The sequence below is a fragment of the Pseudomonas poae genome, assembly GCF_001439785.1.
In the GTDB taxonomy this organism is placed as follows: Bacteria; Pseudomonadota; Gammaproteobacteria; order Pseudomonadales; family Pseudomonadaceae; genus Aquipseudomonas; species Aquipseudomonas poae.
In genome coordinates this window covers 309008-327431 of sequence record NZ_JYLI01000005.1, presented here as the reverse complement: position 1 = coordinate 327431, position 18424 = coordinate 309008, and the positions used below count along the sequence as shown (strand labels likewise).

At 62.5% G+C, this 18424-nt stretch carries 13 protein-coding genes; 10 read left to right on the top strand and 3 right to left on the bottom strand.

Going from position 1 to position 18424, the window contains the following annotated elements:
- The first annotated feature begins 614 nt into the window (after positions 1 to 614).
- Together TU75_RS08770 and TU75_RS08765 are read left to right on the top strand one after the other, a co-directional pair.
- Entirely contained in the window at positions 615 to 1022 is a 408-nt protein-coding gene (locus TU75_RS08770) for an NUDIX hydrolase (RefSeq protein WP_060548700.1), read from the top strand.
- Positions 1019 to 1525 carry a GNAT family N-acetyltransferase gene (locus TU75_RS08765; RefSeq protein ID WP_060548699.1) on the top strand — a complete coding sequence of 169 codons (507 nt, stop codon included), beginning with the start codon at positions 1019 to 1021 and terminating at the stop codon, positions 1523 to 1525. The genes TU75_RS08770 and TU75_RS08765 overlap by 4 nt, the downstream gene beginning before the upstream one ends.
- Positions 1526 to 1546: 21 nt before the next feature.
- Here TU75_RS08765 and metR read toward each other — a convergent pair whose 3' ends face one another.
- Both metR and TU75_RS08755 read right to left on the bottom strand, forming a co-directional pair.
- Positions 1547 to 2464 carry a transcriptional regulator MetR gene (metR, locus tag TU75_RS08760; RefSeq protein ID WP_003231476.1) on the bottom strand — a complete coding sequence of 306 codons (918 nt, stop codon included), beginning with the start codon at positions 2462 to 2464 and terminating at the stop codon, positions 1547 to 1549.
- An 83-nt stretch (positions 2465 to 2547) separates the two neighbouring features.
- On the bottom strand, positions 2548 to 8139 hold the full coding sequence (locus tag TU75_RS08755) for a dermonecrotic toxin domain-containing protein (protein WP_060548698.1): 5592 nt from the start codon (positions 8137 to 8139) through the stop codon (positions 2548 to 2550).
- A 214-nt stretch (positions 8140 to 8353) separates the two neighbouring features.
- Here TU75_RS08755 and TU75_RS08750 point away from each other — a divergent pair, with 214 nt between their 5' ends.
- A complete protein-coding gene (locus tag TU75_RS08750; protein ID WP_003231469.1) occupies positions 8354 to 9373 on the top strand; it encodes an alpha/beta fold hydrolase in 1020 nt (339 codons plus the stop codon).
- 53 nt (positions 9374 to 9426) lie between these two features.
- On the top strand, positions 9427 to 10080 hold the full coding sequence (locus TU75_RS08745; RefSeq protein WP_003231467.1) for a DsbA family oxidoreductase: 654 nt from the start codon (positions 9427 to 9429) through the stop codon (positions 10078 to 10080).
- Positions 10081 to 10093: 13 nt separating this feature from the next.
- Here TU75_RS08745 and TU75_RS08740 read toward each other — a convergent pair whose 3' ends face one another.
- Entirely contained in the window at positions 10094 to 10855 is a 762-nt protein-coding gene (locus TU75_RS08740) for a MipA/OmpV family protein (RefSeq protein WP_015371342.1), read from the bottom strand.
- 230 nt (positions 10856 to 11085) lie between these two features.
- Here TU75_RS08740 and TU75_RS08735 point away from each other — a divergent pair, with 230 nt between their 5' ends.
- The 6 genes from TU75_RS08735 (at position 11086) to TU75_RS08710 (ending at position 18422) form a co-directional block, all read left to right on the top strand.
- Complete coding sequence (locus tag TU75_RS08735; RefSeq protein WP_003231464.1) at positions 11086 to 11787, top strand: HAD-IB family phosphatase; 702 nt, start codon at positions 11086 to 11088, stop codon at positions 11785 to 11787.
- Positions 11780 to 13174: an aspartate aminotransferase family protein gene (locus TU75_RS08730; protein WP_003231463.1), complete on the top strand. Its 1395-nt coding sequence runs from the start codon at positions 11780 to 11782 to the stop codon at positions 13172 to 13174. The genes TU75_RS08735 and TU75_RS08730 overlap by 8 nt, the downstream gene beginning before the upstream one ends.
- Positions 13171 to 14064, top strand: a complete 894-nt coding sequence (locus tag TU75_RS08725; protein WP_060548697.1) for an alpha/beta hydrolase — start codon at positions 13171 to 13173, stop codon at positions 14062 to 14064. The genes TU75_RS08730 and TU75_RS08725 overlap by 4 nt, the downstream gene beginning before the upstream one ends.
- Before the next feature lie 77 nt (positions 14065 to 14141).
- Positions 14142 to 15266: a GNAT family N-acetyltransferase gene (locus TU75_RS08720; RefSeq protein WP_060548696.1), complete on the top strand. Its 1125-nt coding sequence runs from the start codon at positions 14142 to 14144 to the stop codon at positions 15264 to 15266.
- Positions 15266 to 17044, top strand: coding sequence for a sensor histidine kinase (locus TU75_RS08715; protein ID WP_060548695.1), 1779 nt, complete (start codon positions 15266 to 15268; stop codon positions 17042 to 17044). The genes TU75_RS08720 and TU75_RS08715 overlap by 1 nt, the downstream gene beginning before the upstream one ends.
- Positions 17034 to 18422, top strand: a complete 1389-nt coding sequence (locus TU75_RS08710; RefSeq protein ID WP_060548694.1) for a sigma-54-dependent transcriptional regulator — start codon at positions 17034 to 17036, stop codon at positions 18420 to 18422. Before TU75_RS08715 ends, TU75_RS08710 begins: the two co-directional genes overlap by 11 nt.
- The last annotated feature ends 2 nt before the right edge of the window (positions 18423 to 18424 follow it).

Sequence of the window (18424 nt, the reverse complement as noted above, 5' to 3'; positions counted from 1 at the left end):
CGCCCAGGCTCGGTGTGCCCGAACGCAGGCTTTGGAGCGTGGGCCGCCGCGACGGGCCATCCTTGGCCCAGCGCGGCTAACCCGGCGTCCTGCCGGGTTACCCACGCTCCAAAGCCTGCGTTCGGCCAGCGTGTTTGACGGGGCGCCTAAGATCAAGAGCGCGGCGGCCTGAGAGCCGACCGAGATTGTCTGCCGAACCCTGTACACACTGTGGGAGGGGGCTTGCTCCCGATGACGTCGGCCCAGCAAACATTGATGTTGACTGACTCACCGCTCCCACAGTGGATCTGCGCTTAACTGACTGGCATTGGGGCAATCCCTAATGCCGTTCAGTTAAGGAAAATGTGTGGGCTTATTGTGGCGAGCGGGCTTGCCCCGCGTTGGGGTGCGAAGCGCCCCCCATCCAGCAAAATGCGGTGTACCTGATACGGCTCAGCGCCTGGTTTTGGGGCTGCTGCGCAGCCCAACGCAGGGCAAGCCTGCTCGCCACGGGGAATCTGCGCTTAACTGAACGGCATTGGGGCAAGCCCGCTCAGGCAGAAAGCCCCCCTGAATTTGCGATAAAGCCTTGGACCATGTGATCCTTGCGCCTTTGCATTCAAGGCAGCCTGTCCATGACCTCAACCATTCGCATTGCCGCCGCCCTGCTGATCGGCAGTGACGGCCAGACCCTGCTGGTGCGCAAGCGTGGCACCCAGGCCTTCATGCAGCCGGGCGGCAAGATCGACGCGGGCGAACAACCCGCACAGGCCCTGGCGCGGGAGCTGTTTGAAGAATTGAACCTGCGCATCGATCCCGACGCCGCCGTCTACCTTGGTCACTTCTCGGCACCCGCCGCCAACGAGCCGGGCTTCACCGTTGAGGCCGAGCTGTTCCAGGTAAACATCGATGTGGCCGTAACGCCCGCTGCGGAAATCGAGGAAATCCGCTGGATCGATCCGGCTGGCGATGGTGGCCTGCAGTTGGCGCCATTGACCCGAGACCTGATTCTGCCGTTTTATCGCGCCGCGCGTCCCGCATGATCCTGCGCCCGCTGCAGGCCCATGACGCCGAGACCTATCGCACGTTGATGCTGCAGGCGTATGACGCCTATCCCCAGGCGTTTACCTCCAGTGTCGCCGAGCGTGCGGCGATGCCCCTGAGCTGGTGGCAAAAACGCCTCGACAACCCGCTGGATCGGCTGCTCGGCGCGTTTGCCGGGGACATGCTCGCGGGCATCGTCGGCCTGGCGTTCGAGCCCCGGGAGAAGGCGCGGCACAAGGCGACCCTGTTTGGCATGTACGTCACCGAGGCGTATCAGCAGCAGGGCCTGGGCCGTCAGTTGGTGGAGGCGGCGCTGGCCGAAGCGCGCCGGCACCCGCGTCTCAAGGTGATCCAGCTGACCGTCACCGCCGGCAATGACGCAGCGTTTGCGTTATACCAGCGCTGCGGCTTTATCCAGTACGGCCTGGAACCGCTGGCGGTGCGGGTGGGTGTGGAGTATTTCGACAAGATCCACATGTGGCGCGAACTCGAGTCCGACTGAGGCAGTGGCCGATGTGATGGTTCAGCGCACGGCGCTCACGCCATCCAATGTTGAAAACGACGTGTCCTTGGCCGTCAGCAGAAAATCGCGCATATACGGCGCGTCCAGCATGTCGGTGCGCACCCCCGCATACAGCGTGGCAAACAGGCCTTTCTCGCCCAGGCGCTTGGCCTTCACGTAGCCGCGCGAGCTGTACTCATGCAGTGCCCAATGGGGCATGCCGCATACGCCACGGCCGCTGGCGACCAGTTGCATCATCATCACCGTCAGCTCCGAGGTGCGCACTTGCGCAGGCTCTACATCGGCGGGTTCCAGAAAGCGCGTGAAGATGTCCAGCCGGTCGCGCTCCACCGGGTAGGTGATCAGGGTTTCGCTGAGCAGGTCGTCGGGCACGATGTACGACTTGCCAGCCAATGCGTGCTGGTTGGCCACTGCCAGCATGGCTTCGTAGGTGAACAGCGGCACATAGGTGATGCCCGGCAGCTCCAGCGGGTCGGAGGTCACCACCAGGTCCAGGTCACCGCGGGCCAGCGCCGGCAGCGGTGCGAAGGCAAAGCCCGAGGCCAGGTCCAGCTCGACTTCCGGCCATGCATCGCGGAATTGGTCGATGGTCGGCATCAGCCACTGAAAACAGCTGTGGCACTCGATGGCCATGTGCAAGCGCCCGGCGGTGCCACCGGCCAACCGTGCAATATCGCGTTCGGCGCCACGCAACAGCGGCAGTGTGGCGTCGGCCAATTGCAGCAGGCGCAGGCCGGCGCTGGTGAAGCGCAGCGGCTTGGTCTTGCGCACAAAAAGCTGCATGCCCAGGCGCTCTTCCAACTCCTTGAACTGGTGCGACAGCGCCGATTGCGTCAGGTGCAGGCGTTCGGCGGCTTCCACCAGGCTGTCGGCTTCACGCAGGGCGTGCAGGGTCTTGAGATGACGGATTTCGAGCACGGACTCTCCATGAAAACAATTTGAGACACAATCAGATCGCGTGAGTTTGTCTCATGTTCTCATGGGTGTCGACCGCGCCATGCTTACAGGTTTTTGAAATGTTCGAGAAACAGTGCGCGGCTGATGTCGCCGCGCCAGATCGGCGTGTGGCCGGGCTGTTGTTTTTGCCATTCCAGCCCCAGGCGTCGTTGTTCCGGCAGTTTCAAATGCGCTTTGACCACGCTGTCGAACGGCGCTTTGGCTGAGTCGTAATGCGCATGGACATACCACAGCACCGGTTCACCGGGCTGGGTCAGGTCGTGTACGGCGTACTCCTGGAAAAAATCGCTGCGACCGTCCTGGCGCTTCCCGTTGACGGCACGCTCTCCCAGTTTGCTCAGGCGGATCGCTGGTCGATCATCCTTGTGGGGCGAAAGCAGGTAGTCGAGGAAACCACCGGTCGGCTGTTTGCTGCTCATCGACTGTTGGACGCGCAGTTGTCGGCCGGCCACGGTCAACTCATCGGCCTTGCTGCGCAGTTGGCCGATGATGGCTTCATCAGGGGCCACACGCTCGATGCGATTGGCGCGCACGTTCAACTCGGCGGCTTCGCTGACCAGCATGTGTTCCAGGTTCACGGGGCTCATGTTCTGCTGCGCATAGCTCTGCACCTTGCTCTGGTAGTTGTCCACGGCACCGAGCCGGGTCTGGGCTTCACTGACCAGCGTCGAGCGCGCAAGGCTGACTTCGGGGGGCGGCGTCGGTTGCTCGGGGGCGGCAAGGCGGGCGCGATTGGAGTGTGCATCGAGTTGCCAGGTTTCAACCGGGCCTGCGGGTGCCTCGACGATATATTGGCGGGCACTGGTCTGCGGGTTGATCGTTTCGGTGCCCACCAGCAATCGGTTTTCTTCGGTGGTAAAGACTTTGAGTTTGGGGTCTCGGGCAGCGCTGGGTTTGATACCCATATCGTTGCGCGCCAGCTCGAGCATTTTTTCCACGTCATCGAGCAGTGTGGCCAGACGAGGCTGATCGAAATGCTGCGGGTAACCCAGGTTCCAGGTTGTCAGATCGCGACTGAAGCTCTGGTAGTCCTGAATGCAGGCCTCCAGTATGGCCAGGCGTTGAGCGCGAGTGGCGGGAGAACGGTTCAGCAGGAAGTGAAGGGTGAGCGCGCGGGAAATATTGACATGGCTCTTGAGGGTCTGCTGGAACAGATAGAACCACGACACCTCACTGATGCCGTCGTAGCGATTGAAGCTCTCCAGACTGAAACTGAGTGTGAGGTGACGACGATAATCGGTGCCGAACTGGGTATTGAGCTCAGTGAGGTCGGTGTCCAGGGCCTTGTAGGCACTCAGGACGCCGGGATCGGTCTCGGTGAACGTGAAGTCCCGTTCGTGGAGGATTTTTTGATGCCAGGTGTTGGCCGTCTGTGCGCACTGTTCCACTTCATCGAGCGTTTCGCGAATCTTGAGGCTCAGGGCTTTACGTCGCACGGCGTGATTGATCAGGTCGCTTGCCTGGATTCGTTCAATGCTCAGCGCGGCGAACTGTTCGATCTGAGGCTGCATCTGCCGTCTCGCATAGTTGGCAAGCTCGATGTTGTTTCTGACGATGCTGGCAGCATTCGCGCGGCGCACGCCTTGACGAAAGGTGATGGCCTCACGGCTGACCGGGCGAGGCAGTTGCGCCAGTGTGCGGTCGTGCTGCAGGGCAAGCTCGATGGATTCTCGCAGGGCCTGGCGCAAGTCCGTCAGCGCAGCTGATTTGGCCGGAGCCTGGGCGTTCAGGTAGAGCAGTTCCAGGCGTTTTGTTCGCGTGAGCTGGTGACTGACGCGCTGACCGAGGGCCATGGCTTCATCGTGCAGGCGCAGTTGCTGGCGCCATGCGTGATCGGTCCACCAGCGGGGCAAGCGTTCACGGATCGCCAGAGGCCAGACGGGATCGAGGCGGTCTGCCAGATGCCCGAGCACACCGCCGCCGCCGGCGAGTCCACCGTTGACGAGGGTGCCGTATACCGCGCCGTGGGTAGTCCAGTCGCCGGCCTCGTCAAGCACGATGGGCTGTTTGTAGGTTTTGGTGCGCGTCCCTTTCAAGCGCAACGTGTGCAGGTTGTGGTCCAGCTCGACCTCGAACACACGGCCCTGGCTGAGCATGAAGTCCCCTTGTGCGTGTCGGTAGACGTTGCGGTAGATCCCTTCGCTGTGAGGTTGCAGGCCGTGCAGGGAAATCGGTTGTTCGTACTCGTACCCGGCAAAGCGTTCGACGATGGCTGACGACTTGCGCAACGACGGCGGCGACAGAGCAGCCGCGCTGCGGCCGAGCCGCTCCAGCTGCTGCAGGCGAACCCTGGGGCGGGTCGCGTTGGCAGAGATGCCAATCCCGGTGGCCAGGTCGACGCCGGCGTTGATCAGCGCGTGCAGACTGGACGCCAGGGCGTCGACTCCGCTCTGCACATCGCCGCGCAGGAACGCGGCAACGGCCATGTTCGCTTGCACCCACGCGTCATACAGGCCGACAGCCGTGCCGATAAACGGCACGAATCCCATCGCCAGTTTGATGAAGTACATGGCCTGCGCACCTTTGCTCGCCGATTCGCGCAGGCGCTGTGCGCTGTTGGAGCGTGACGTGTTGCGATGAGCGTCCAGCACCTGGCCCATATGGGCATTGAGCAGGTTTTTCGCGAGAGAGGTCGAGGCTGGCCAGGGGACGCCCACACCGATAATGGCGTCGTAGTGCTTGAGCAAGGCCTGCTTGATGCGGTAGGCGTGTCGCTCGGTTGTACCACCCAGTGCGCGGCCGGCCAGGTACTGGTGCATCTCTTCGCGAAAGCACCAATTGAACAGGGCTTTTCGAGCCGCTTCCAGGGTGTCGAAACGGTAGAAAAACTGACCGTCGAGGCGGTCGGGCAAGTACAGCAGAGTCACCCCGCTGTTCAATTCCTGAATAAAGGTTATGCCCAGCAGCGTTGAACTGAACTCTTGCGTGTCGCTGCCTCCGGCCGTCAGGTGTGCCGGCTTGAGGACGATTCGGCGGTTGCCCTGGCGCCAGGCCTGTTCAGTGCTGGCGTCGATGGCGATGTCGAGTATCTGCAGCGCGTCGTCCTTGAGGTGCCCGCGTACCTTGGCAATGCTGCGTTGCAGTTGCAGCAGCAAGCGCCAGTTTTCCAGCAGGGTTTCCTGCTGGTAGGCGTCGCTGAAGGTGGTCGCCGCAGGCTTGCCCAGGAACGTGAGGGTGATCAGGTCTTCATATTTTTGCGCGACGTCCAGTTCCCTGATGATCCTTTTGACGTAGGGCGCGGTAATGCCGGTGAGCAGTCGCTGGCGCTCGGCTTCGTCGTCGCCGATCACCTGGACTTTCATGAACTCCAGACGGTCCTTGAGGGTGTCTTCAACGGTGAACAGGGCCAGTTCGTGCAACGTGAGCATGCTGCGTGCGGCGCTGGCCTTGTTCACGGTGCGCGGTGAAAACGAGCCGGCAGCGCCTGAACCCAGCAGCGTTTGCTTTTCGACCGTTACCGGGAGGTCAAGCGTGAGGGTGAAGGGCTTGCGCAGCGAGAAGTCCTGGCGCAGACGCTGCTCGATCTGACCCTGGCTGAAGCGGCGGGCAGACGGGAGGTCGCGTTGTACCAGTACCTGCGATCGACGCAATGCGTCCACGCTGGCTGTGATCATCGGCTTGAGTTCGGCGGTCTGCGCGTCGGACAGTTCACTGACCCATTGCGGCTGCTGTTCGGCGCGCGTGACGCTGCGCTGTTGCTCAGCCAGTTGCGCGCAGGCGAGGTCCCGTGCGGCATGGCGGTGCACCTGCCATTCGAGCCGGCATTTTTCCGGCAGTGCGCGCAGCTCGGCCGCGCGTTCGTTCAGCACGACCGGGTCAGCGTGGCTTTCCATCAACAACGCGGCCTTTTGTGAGCACTGTTGTATCTGCGACTGCAGACCGTAATCGAGCGCTTCCTGCGGCACCTCGGCCAGTTGCAGGCTCAGCTCGGCATCATCCACCTGGATGTTGAGCAGCCCGGTGTGCAGTGCCTCTCGCGAGGCGAAGCGTTGCAGCCCGCCCGAGCGGCCTGGCCACCACAGCAGCACGCCGTCATCGCTTGGCGGGTCTTGCAGGTCAGCCGCATTGATGATCGCCAGCGGGCCTTGCAGCTCCTGGCTTTGCACCACGGTCTGGCCATGTTCACCGTTGGTGCTGCGCCTGCTCACGAGCAAGCGGCAAGCGGCCACTGGCAACGCGCGATCCTGGCGATTGGGATGGTTCAGGACCGCCTGCAACCGCAGGTATTCGTCGTTGCTGATCTGCTTGAGCAACCGTTGGATTTCGGCTTCTGCGCGCAAGCCTTTGACGCGGGCGGCGTAGAGGTCGCTTTTGGCGCGTGAGGCGGTTTTTTGCAGGGCCTGCAACTGCAAGCCTGTCTTGTTTTCCAACAGTGTGGTCAGTGCGCTGTCGGCCGATTGTTGGGCGGCGGTCAAGTCATCGAGGTGGGGTTTGAGTGTGTGCAGTGGGTCGGCCTGTCCAGGCTCCATCAGCGCCTCCAGGGCCTCACGCTGCTGCTTGAGCGTGGCCAGGCGGGTCGCCAGCGGCAGGTCGGCGCTGAGTAAACCGAAGGGTGTGGGCGCGATGTCGGGGTCGTTGGTCGGGAGCGGCGCGTCAGGCGGCGCCGGAAATAGTCCATTGCCGCTCAGCTGTTGGTAAAGCAAATCAGCAGCCTGCAACGCATACACGCCTCGTGTGGCGAAGTCCGCGCCGCTGGTTTGTTTCAGCGCAGCCACCAGGCGGGACTCGGCATCGGCGAGCCAGGCGTCCATTGCATCGGTAAAGGGGTTGTCGATCAGTTCATAGTCGATTTCCGACGCCAGGCTTTGGCGGTTCGATGCAATCAGTTGGCCCTGTTCGCCCAGCAGCCAGCTTTCCAGCGCGTTACGTTCCTTGAATATCTGGAACACGGGTTGCCGGAAGGGCGTGTAAAGCAACTGAGCGGTGAGGGGGACGGTGTCGATGGTCAGCACCAGTGCGGCGTGCCAGGGGACGGTGTGCTCGTCTGTCCACTTGAAACTCATTCGTTCTGCATAAACGGCCCTGTCGGAATTCTCCGGCAAGGCCAGTTTCGCCAGCGCTGGTTTGAGTTGCTCGGTGCTCAGTTGGGCGAGGGCGAATGCCACTTGGGCGGCGGCTTCGAAGTGGCCTTTATACAACTGGTTGGCGCGCGTGCGGCGCGACACGGGCGTGTGCGGCGCGCGGTCATCCCAGTAGCGTTTCCAGGCCTGGCTGATAAAGCCCTTCAGGTCCAGCGAGTCCAGGCGCTCAAGCATTTCGCCCGCCGTCAGCTCGAACAAGGGATGCTGGCTGCGCAGGCCCACCACAATGAAGTCCTGGTCAATCGAGTCCGGCACTTCGGGGCGCTGTTGCATCAGGGCAAGCGCTTTGTTCACGTTGATGAAGGGTTTATCCGTGCTGCGCAGGCCGACCGTGTTGCCGTCGAGGTCCAGTTTTTCAAGGATCAGTTGCGCCACAAGACTCTGGGGGGAGGGGATGTCGCGCATGAGATCGAGCATCGCCTGACGGCAGTCTGTCCATCGTTGCAGGGCTGAAAGCAGCAGGCTTTCGTCAACCCACAGGCGTCCCAGTCGGGTGGTGAAGTTGAAATCGTCCAGGCGTATTGCCGGGGTGGTTGGGGGATGTTCGTGGGGCATGATCAATGGCCTCGTCGGCAGGAGCGGGGTGCGCCTGCGCCAAGGTCGTCATTACAGGGGAGTGCGCGATGCGCCAGGCGGTATCCCTGTCTAGCATCCGGCGTAAATGACCGTTGGGCGCTCTTCATCAAACTGTCATGCAAGTGTGGCAGCGCGCTTGAACAAACTTCATCAGACTCGCGCTCTACTGGGGTTCTGCGTTTCGGTGTTTTCCATGCGTGTGTTGCTTTTACTGGCCGCTCTTTTAGTCGGCCTGCCGTGTTTTGCGGCGTCTCGATGCGATGTCAATGTCCCGACCCAAACCGTCGACCTGGCGCAGGTGAGCATCGCCTACCAGAGCATCGGCCGTGCGTCCGACCCTGCCTTGCTGTTGGTGATGGGCCTGGGCGGGCAATTGATCCACTGGCCTGACGAAGTGGTGGTCGCCCTGTGCGAGCAAGGCTTTCGGGTGATCCGCTATGACAACCGTGACGTCGGCTTGTCCACCTGGCGCCAGGCGCCGGCCAGCGCCAACCTGACGTTCGAGGTGCTGCGCTACAAGCTCGGGCTGCCGGTGTCGGCGCCCTATACGCTGACGGACATGGCCGATGACGCGCTGGGCTTGATGGACGCCTTGCACGTCCAGCAATTTCACGTACTCGGCGCGAGCATGGGCGGCATGATCGCCCAGCACCTGGCCGCCATGGCGCCGCAACGGGTGGAAAGCCTGACGCTGATCATGACCAGCTCCGGCGCCGAAGGCCTGCCGGCTCCGAACGCGGCGCTGGTGCAATTGCTGGCGCGGCGCAGCGCGCCCAACCGCGAAGTGGCGCTGGAGCAGCAGGCAGATCTGCTCGCGGCCCTGGGCAGCCCGAACGTGAAGGATGATCGCCAGATGTTGTTGCATCAGGCGGCGCTGTCCTACGACCGTGCCTTCAACCCCGAAGGCGTGAAGCGCCAGATCATGGCCATCCTCGCCGAACCGAGCCGCGTGCCGTTGCTCAACCAGCTGCGCGTGCCGACGCTGGTGGTGCACGGCACCGCCGACCCGCTGTTGCCGGTGATGCATGGCATCCACCTGGCCGCGCATATTCAGGGCAGCCAGTTGAAGCTGATTCCGGGCCTGGCCCATCGTTTCCAGGAAGCGTTCAAGGCGCCCCTGCTGGCGGCGGTGCTGCCGTACCTGCAAGCCCATCGCGAAGATACGGCGCACTGGGCGCAGATCGATGCGGTGGCGCCTTCGAAGGTGCTGTGACATTGGTGTATCGTGCAACCTTTGCGACACATTTGCCTGCGAGGTTGCCTGCCATGAGTACTCCCCTGAAAATCGATTTCGTCAGTGACGTGTCCTGCCCCTGGTGCATCATCGGCCTGCGCGGCCTGACCGAAGCACTGGACCAGCTCGGCGCCGAGGTGCAGGCCGAGATCCATTTCCAGCCGTTCGAACTCAACCCGAACATGCCGGCCATCGGGCAGAACATCGTCGAGCACATCACTGAAAAATACGGCTCCAGCGCCGAAGAGTCCCAGGCCAATCGCGCGCGTATTCGCGACATGGGCGCCGCGCTGGGCTTTGCCTTCCGCACCGATGGGCAGAGCCGTATCTACAACACCTTCGACGCTCACCGCCTGCTGCATTGGGCCGGTCTTGAAGGTTTGCAGTACAACCTCAAGGAAGCACTGTTCAAGGCCTACTTCAGCGATGGCCAGGACCCGTCCGACCACGCCACCCTGGCGATCATCGCCGAAAGCGTCGGCCTGGACGTGCAGCGCGCCGCCGAGATTCTCGCCAGCGATGAATATGCCGCCCAAGTGCGTGAGCAGGAGCAGCTGTGGATCTCCCGTGGCGTGACCTCGGTGCCGACCATCGTGTTTAACGACCAGTACGCCGTCAGCGGCGGCCAGCCGGCCGAAGCCTTCGTCGGCGCGATTCGCCAGATCATCCAGGAAGCCAAAGGCTGAGCCTTTGGGCGGGTCAGTCGAATTTGTAGCTGATCGCCGTCTGCAACTGGCCCTGGTTCACATGCCCGGCTTGCTTGACGAGGCTGCTGTTGGCCGCCGAACCGACGAGGTGCACCCAACTGGCGCTGGTCAGCAGCGACCAGTGTGCGGCCAGGGGGAATTCGAAGCTTTGGGTCAGCGTGAGGTTCTGGAACCCCGCGCTGGCGTTATAGGCGCGGATCCCAGAAGCGGCCGACTCCCGGGTATCCACGCCAAAAAAGGTCTGGGTCTGGCGCGCGTCGGCAAAGTGCGCCATCAGGCCGGTGCTGCCGATGACGCCGCCCAGTGGGTAGCCCAGCTCGCCGCCAAGCTTGCCCAGCACGCCACCTTGCTCGCGCCCGCCGCCGACGGCCTGGCCCACCTGCGCATACACGCGCCAGAAATCGGCCGGGGCGTACTGGACGAACCCGCCGACCTCGGCCATGTCCGGCACATCACGCAGGCCGCGCAACGGGCCGTTGCTTTCCCGGCCCTGCAGGTAATTGACATAGGGGCCGGCGCTGATGCCCCGGCTGTCGAGTGCGCGCCAGGTCAGGCCGTCATCGGTGTCCAGGCTGAGCGTGCCCCAGTCCAGGTCGAAGTAGGGGATGGGACGCGCTTCGTAGTGGTTGCCGCTGGGGTCGTGGGGCTGATAGGCGAGACCCGCGCCGACTTCACCGCTGATGCCGGCGGCCAGCACCGCGCTGGAAAACACCCACGATAATCCTGCAAGTACCGCCGTCGAAAACTGGCGCATGGTGCGCACTCCTTGATCGGAACATGCGCGCATTCACGCGCGAAGGGCCGCCCCGGCGCAAGCACTCATCTTGTTTGTAGCAAGCTACAAAAATTGTAGCTTTCACGCTGCCAATTCCTCGGTAATGTGTGCCAAAAGCCCGGCCCTGCTGGGCTTTGTCCACTTGGCACACTCCCTGCTCTACCCCTGGTGCAAGCGCACAGAGCGCGCTCTCACAAGGTACGACGCAGATGATCCACTGGCATATCGTGTGTGACTTCGACGGGACCATCACCCCCACCGATGTCATCGACAACGTCCTCCAACGCTTCGCCGGGCCCGAGTGGGAAACCATCGAACAGCAATGGCTGGACGGGCACATCGGTTCACGCGAATGCCTGAGCCGCCAACTGGCGCTGATCAAGGCCACGCCTGCCGAACTGCTGGCGTACTTCGACAGCGTCGAGATCGACCCGGACTTCCCGGATTTCGTCGATCACGTCATGGGCCTGGGCGCGACCATCGAAGTGGTCAGCGACGGCATCGAGCAAGGCATCGCGCGCATCCTCTCGCGCAATTACGTGACCCTGCTGCCGATCCTTGCCAACCGCCTGCGCCAGGTCGACCAGAACAGCTGGCGCATCGACTTTCCCTACTCAAGCGATGCCTGCCGCGCCGCCGCAGGCAACTGCAAATGCAAGTCCACGCCGGGCAACAAGCGCGTGCTGGTGATCGGTGACGGCAAGTCGGACATGTGCGTGGCCGCCACCGCCGACTTCGTGTTTGCCAAGGGCAGCCTCGCCGACTACTGCGTCGCCCACCAGATTCCTCATGCGCGCTTCGACACCTTTGCCCAAGTGACTGCATTGCTCGCGCAATTGCCCCAGGGCATTGCGGCCAACGCCACCTCCTTTACTGCTGCCGACAACCAGGAACTCTTCCACCATGTCTGATATCCGTATCGCCACCGCCGAAGACCAGATCCTTCTGGATAAAGAAGCCAAGTACTGCTCCTACGGCGACACTGTTCATTACATCGAGCCGCCGCGCATTTTCAGCCGTTGCGAAGGCTCCTACGTGTGGGACACCGAAGACCAGGCCTACCTCGACCTGCAGATGTGGTACTCGGCGGTGAACTTCGGCTACGCCAACCCGCGCCTGAACAACGCGCTCAAGCAACAGATCGACACCCTGCCGCAAATCGCCAGCCAGTACCTGCACAAGGGCAAGATCGAGCTGTCGGAAATGATCGCGGTCGATGCCAAGAAGAAGTTCGGCCTCGACGGTCGCGTGCACTTCAACGTCGGCGGTTCGCAGTCCATCGAAGACTCGTTGAAAGTGGTGCGTAACGCCTCCAACGGCAAGAGCCTGATGTTCGCCTTCGAAGGCGGTTACCACGGGCGTACCCTCGGCGCCTCGTCGATCACCTCCAGCTTCCGCTACCGTCGCCGCTACGGCCATTTTGGCGAGCGCGCCAACTTCATCCCGTTCCCGTACCACTTCCGTGGCCCCAAAGGCATGACCAAGGAAGAGTACGGCAGCCACTGCGTGCAGCAATTCGCCCGTTTGTTCGAGACCGAATACAACGGCGTCTGGGACCCGAAAACCAACCAGTGCGAATACGCAGCGTTCTACGTCGAGCCGATCCAGGGCACCGGCGGCTACGTGATCCCGCCGATGAACTTCTACCGCGAGCTCAAGCATGTGCTGGATCAGCACGGCATCCTGATGGTGTCCGACGAAATCCAGATGGGCTTCTACCGCACCGGCAAACTGTGGTCCATCGAGCACTTTGACGTGCAGCCGGACGTGATCGTGTTCGGCAAGGCGCTGACCAACGGCCTCAACCCGCTGGGCGGCATCTGGGCCCGCGAAGAGTTGATCAACCCGAAGATCTTTCCGCCGGGCTCCACTCACTCCACCTTCGCTTCCAACCCGCTGGGCACGGCGGTGGGCCTGGAAATGTTCAAGATGACCAATGAAGTCGACTACGGCGCCATGGTCATGAACAAGGGCAAGTACTTCCTCGAAGGCCTGCAGGATTTGCAGAAGCGCTTCCCGATCATCGGCGACGTGGACGGCCTGGGCCTGGCGCTGCGCTGCGAAATCTGCGGCCCGGACGGCTTCACCCCGGACAAGGCAACCCTGGACTACATGGTCGAGGAAGGCATGAAGGGCGACATGGTGGTGGACGGGCGCAAACTCGGGTTGATTCTCGACGTGGGCGGCTACTACAAGAACGTGATCACCCTGGCACCGTCACTGGAAATCAGCTACCCGGAAATCGACCTGGGCCTCAAGCTGCTCGAGCAACTGCTGGTGCGGGCAACCCGGCGGTGAACGGCGCAGAGATCGACCTCGGCGAAGGTACTGCCGGCTTCGTTCTCGGTGAAGGTCCGGTCGGGATCCTGTTGATCCACGGCCTGACCGGCACCCCGACGGAATTGCGCCAGGTCGCCAAGGGGCTGGTCAAGGCAGGCAACTGCACGGTGTACGTGCCGACCCTGGCCGGGCACTGCGGTGACAACAGCGACCTGCAGGCCACCGGCTGGCGTGACTGGTACGAAGGCGTGCGCAAGGCCTTCGTACAGATCAAACAGCGCCATGCACAGGTGTTTGTCGGCGGCCTGTCCATGGGCGCGGTGATGTCGATGTACGTCGCCGCCGAGCACCCTGGGCAGGTGGCCGGGTTGTTGATGTATTCCACGACCCTGAAGTACGACGGCTGGAGCATCAGCAAGCTGGCGTTTCTGTCGCCGTTGCTGATGAAGATTCCGTTCGGCGTGCATGTCTGCCGCTTCGAAGAAAAGCCGCCCTACGGCATCAAGAACAAGCGCCTGCGGGCTGTCGTTGAACGCCAGATGAAAGAAGGGGAGAGCAGCGAGGCCGGCCTGTTGACCATGGAGGGCATCACGGTGCGCGAGTTGCACCGCATGAACGCCGTGGTCAAAAAACGCATGCGCGAAGTCAAGGTGCCGGCGCTGGTGCTGCATTCCATCGAGGACGACATCACCAGCCGCTGGAACGCCGACTACGTGGAGCGTCACCTCGGCGGCCCGGTGACCAAGATCCTGCTGGACAACTGCTACCACATGATCACCGTCGACCTGCAATACCGGCGGGTGATCGAGTTGAGTGCCCGGTTCGTTGAGCAACACATGTCGACAAACACCACCTTGGTCAATGTGGGAGCTGGCTTGCCTGCGATTGCCTCACTGCGGTCCGCCTGACCCACCGAGGTGCCTGTAGCGCAGACAAGCCAGTTCCCACACGGGATCGGTGCTCGCCACACAAATAAGGGAAAACCGTGATCACCACGCAAGCCTTCTCGACCATCCGGGCCATCCAGCGCAGTGCCTGGAACGACTGTTTTCCGGGGGCGCTGGAGGATTGGGATTATTACGTCGTGGTGGAAAACGCCGCCATCGCCGATTTCACATGGCGCTACCTGGCGGTCTATGAGGACGGCACGCTGGTGGCGGTGGCGGCTGCATTCATCACCCGTTATCGCCTCGACACCACGGTATCGGGCGCCGGCAAGCGGTTTACCGAACGCCTGGAGCGCCTGTGGCCGGGTGTTTTGCAATTGCCGCTGTACGCCATCGGTTCGCCGATGGCCGAGCACTGTGACGCAGGCATTGCCAGCAGCGTGCCCCTGGCGCGGCGTCCGCTGTTGCTCAAGCAGTTGATCAAGGCCGCGCGCCAGGATGCCAGTGAGTTCGGCATCAACCTGGTGGCGGTCAAGGACGTCGCCTCACAGGATTCGCAGTGGGCCGCCAGTTGCCGCGGCGCGGGTTTCAAAAGCATGCCAGGCTTGCCCGGCGGCGTGTTGAGGGTGCCCTACGGATCGGTGGACGCCTACCTCGGCTCGCTGTGCAAGTCGACCCGCAAGGACCTGCGCCGCAAACTGCGGGCGCCGGGGCCGCGCCTTGAGTGGCGGCGCAACATCGATGATGTGCTGCCCGAGGTCATGCGCCTGTACGAGGCCACGCTCAGCCGCGCCGACCTGCAATTCGAGCGCCTGCCGGCCAGCTACTTCACCGGGTTGCTCGAACGGATGCAGGGGCGGGCGGTGTGCGTTTTGTATTGGGTGGGCGAACAGCTGGTGGCGTTCAACCTGATCCTGGTGGACGAACATCGACTGATCGACAAGTTTTTCGGGCATGACAGCGCGTTCGGGCGCGAGTACAACCTGTACTTTCGCAGTTGGCTGACCAATGTCGACTATTGTATTGCGCACCGGATCCCGCTCTATGAGTGCGGTCAGGAAGGCTATGCCAGTAAACTGCGCCTGGGTTGCGAGTTCCAGGGCAGATATTTGTTCTTTCGCCATCGCAACCGGGTGGTCAACGTGCTGCTCAACCTGGTGAAAGCGTTTCTGCGACCGGACCGTTCCGACCCTGCCATGGCTGCTGTGATAAGCGAAACCTGATGATCAACAAGACCCGCCAGAAAGCCCGTCCATTTGCCATTTCGCGCTGGAGTGTCCAGCGTAAGCTGGTGCTGGCGTTCTGGCTGGTCAGTGTTATTCCAACCATGATCGCCGCCGAACTGGCTGCGACCACGCTGTCGCAGATTTTCGACAGCAACGTGCGCATCTGGCTGCAGGAGTCGACCAAGATCGTCAAGGACGAGATTGGCGATATCCTTCACGACAATGCGCGCATGGCCAAACTGTTCCTGCGCTATACCAGCCCGCCGTCGAGCCCCCAGGCGGCGCGGCACGACCGGCTGACCGCCGACATCGCCGACGCCACCGATATCGATGTGGTCGCGCTGATCCGCAGCAGCGACCAGAAGGTGGTGTTCAGCACGGCGTCCGAAGACGTGGTCAGGCAGATCAACCTCACCAGCAAAGCGGTCCTGCAAACCGTCAAGGTCGCGGGGGTGATGACGGGCCTGGTGGTCTCGACCTTCGAAACCAACCGCGATGGCGTCGATTACCAACTGCTGGTGGCCACCTATCTGGACAGCAGTTTCCTGACCAGCGTGGCCGATGTGCATTCCCTTGATCTGCGCCTGTATCTGGCCAATCCGGAGGGCTTTTCGGAGATATTCTCGACCCAGCGCTTCGATGATCATCCGTTGCGCATCCCGGCCAATATCGAAACGGCCATGCGTGCCAGCCGCCAGCCGAGCGAGCAGTTCACCAGCAATTACAGCGGCCTGTACTGGCCGATCTTCAATGATGCCGGCGAACTGCAGGGCGTGATCTTCAGCGGCCTGCTGCGCCATACCAGCCTGGTGGGGCTGGTCAACCAGAGCAATTTGTTCTTGCTGATTTTCCTGCTCAGTTCGGCGCTGTCGCTGGCCGCCGGTGTGCTGGTCTCGCGGCGCCTGACCCGGCCGCTGCGCGACCTCTCCGAGGGAGTCGATGCGGTGATCGCAGGGGATTACCAGCACCGGGTGCGGACCAGCGGCGGCGATGAACTGGCGCAGTTGAGCAGCACCTTCAACCACATGACCGAGCGCCTGGGCGAGTTGCATCACCTTGAAGCCCAGTTGCGTCGGCGCGACCGGCTGCACGCCCTGGGCGAGGTTGCCATGGGCCTGGCCCACGAAATCCGCAACCCGCTGGGCATCATCAAGACCGCCACCCAGCTGCTGCACCGTCGCGTCGACCTGCCGGACAGCGACAAGCGCCACCTGGAATACGTGATCAACGAAGTCAGCCGTATCAATGAGCTGATCACTGAATTTCTCGATTTCGCCAAGCCCAACCCGCCGCTGCGGGTGCAGCAGGCGGCACGCCCGCTGGTGGAGGAAATCCTCGGCTTTTGCAGCCCGGAACTGACCACCCACAACATCGATGCGCATATCGACGATCAGGCGCCCGGTGCGACCTTGTATGCCGATGCCAAGCAGCTCAAGCAGGCCTGCCTCAACCTGATCCTCAACGCCATCGACGCGATGCCCGAAGGCGGCCGCCTGACCCTGGGCATCCGCAGCCAGGGCGGCAATACGGTGATCAGCATCACTGACACTGGCCAGGGCATTGCGGCGGATATGATCGAGCGTATCTTCACCCCCTTTGTCACCACCAAGGCGTCGGGCACGGGCCTGGGCCTGGCCAAAGTCTATTCGATCATGGAAAGTCACGACGGCAGCATCGAGTGCTCCAGCGAGAAAGATGCCGGCGCCACCTTCAGCCTGTACATTCCGGCTGACGGTGAAGACGACGGCGACGATGAGGAAGGTCATGACGCATAACGTATTGGTGGTCGACGACGAGCCCAAGCTCTGCGACCTGCTGTCGTCCGCCCTGAGCCAGAGCGGTATCCAGGTGTTTACCGCAGGCAACGGCCTGCACGCGCTCAAGGTATTGGAGCAGGAAGACATTGACCTGGTGATCAGTGACTGGCGCATGCCGGGCATGGACGGGCCGGCACTGCTGGCCGAAATCCGCGTGCGCTACACGCAGGTGCCGGTCATCGTGATGACTGCCTACAGCACCGTCAAAAACGCCGTGCAGTCGATGCGCAACGGCGCCTACGACTACATCGCCAAGCCGTTCGATATCGACGAGCTGGACATCACCGTGGCCAAGGCGCTGCAGTTTCGTGACATCACTCGCGACAATGCGCGCTTGCGCGCCGAGCTGGACGAACACGCCCAATTCGACAGCCTGGTGGGCGACAGCCCGGCGTTTCGCCAGGTGCTGCACGCGGTGGATTCGGTGCGCGACAGCACCGCGACCATCTTGCTGACCGGCGAAAGCGGCACCGGCAAGGAAATGGTCGCCCGTGCCATCCACAAGCACGGCAGCCGCGCGGACAAACCGTTCGTGGCAGTCAACTGCGCGGCCATTCCCGAAGGTTTGCTGGAAAGCGAAATGTTCGGCCATCGCAAGGGCGCTTTCACCGGCGCCGTGGCGGACCGGGTCGGGCGCTTCATGCAGGCTGACAAGGGCACGCTGTTTCTCGACGAAGTGGGGGATATGCCTTTGGCCTTGCAGGCCAAGATCCTGCGTGCCTTGCAGGAGCGGGTGATCGAGCCGGTGGGTGATCCGCGCGAGCGCAAGGTGGACGTGCGGGTGATCGCCGCCACCAATAAAAACCTGCTGGAGGCCGTGGCCAGAAAGGAGTTTCGCGAAGACCTGTATTACCGCCTCAATGTGTTTCCGATTCCGCTGCCGGCGCTGCGTGAGCGCGCGGAAGATATCGTGCCCCTGGCCCGTCACTTCGCCCACACCATCAGCGCGACGGCCGGCAAACGCATCACCGGCTTCAGCCCCGAGGCGTTGCAGGCGATGGCGGCGTATCACTGGCCGGGCAATATTCGAGAGCTGCAGAACTGCGTCGAGCGGGCGACGATTGTAGCGGCATCGCCGGTGATCGAAGATATCGACCTGCCGGGTTACCTGTATGCCTCCAGGCCCACCGAGACGGTGCTGCGCAGCGACGGTCCGGACGTGCCCCAGGATTTGGATGCGGCGCTGGCGGAGGTGGAGAAGGGCTACATTCTGGCGGCGCTGCAGGAGAGCAATGGCGTGCAGGCGGCAGCGGCGGCGAAGATCGGGATTTCCGAGAGAAGCTTCTGGTATCGGCTGAAGAAGCTGGGGATTCAGGTGGACAAAATAGTGCGCTGAGA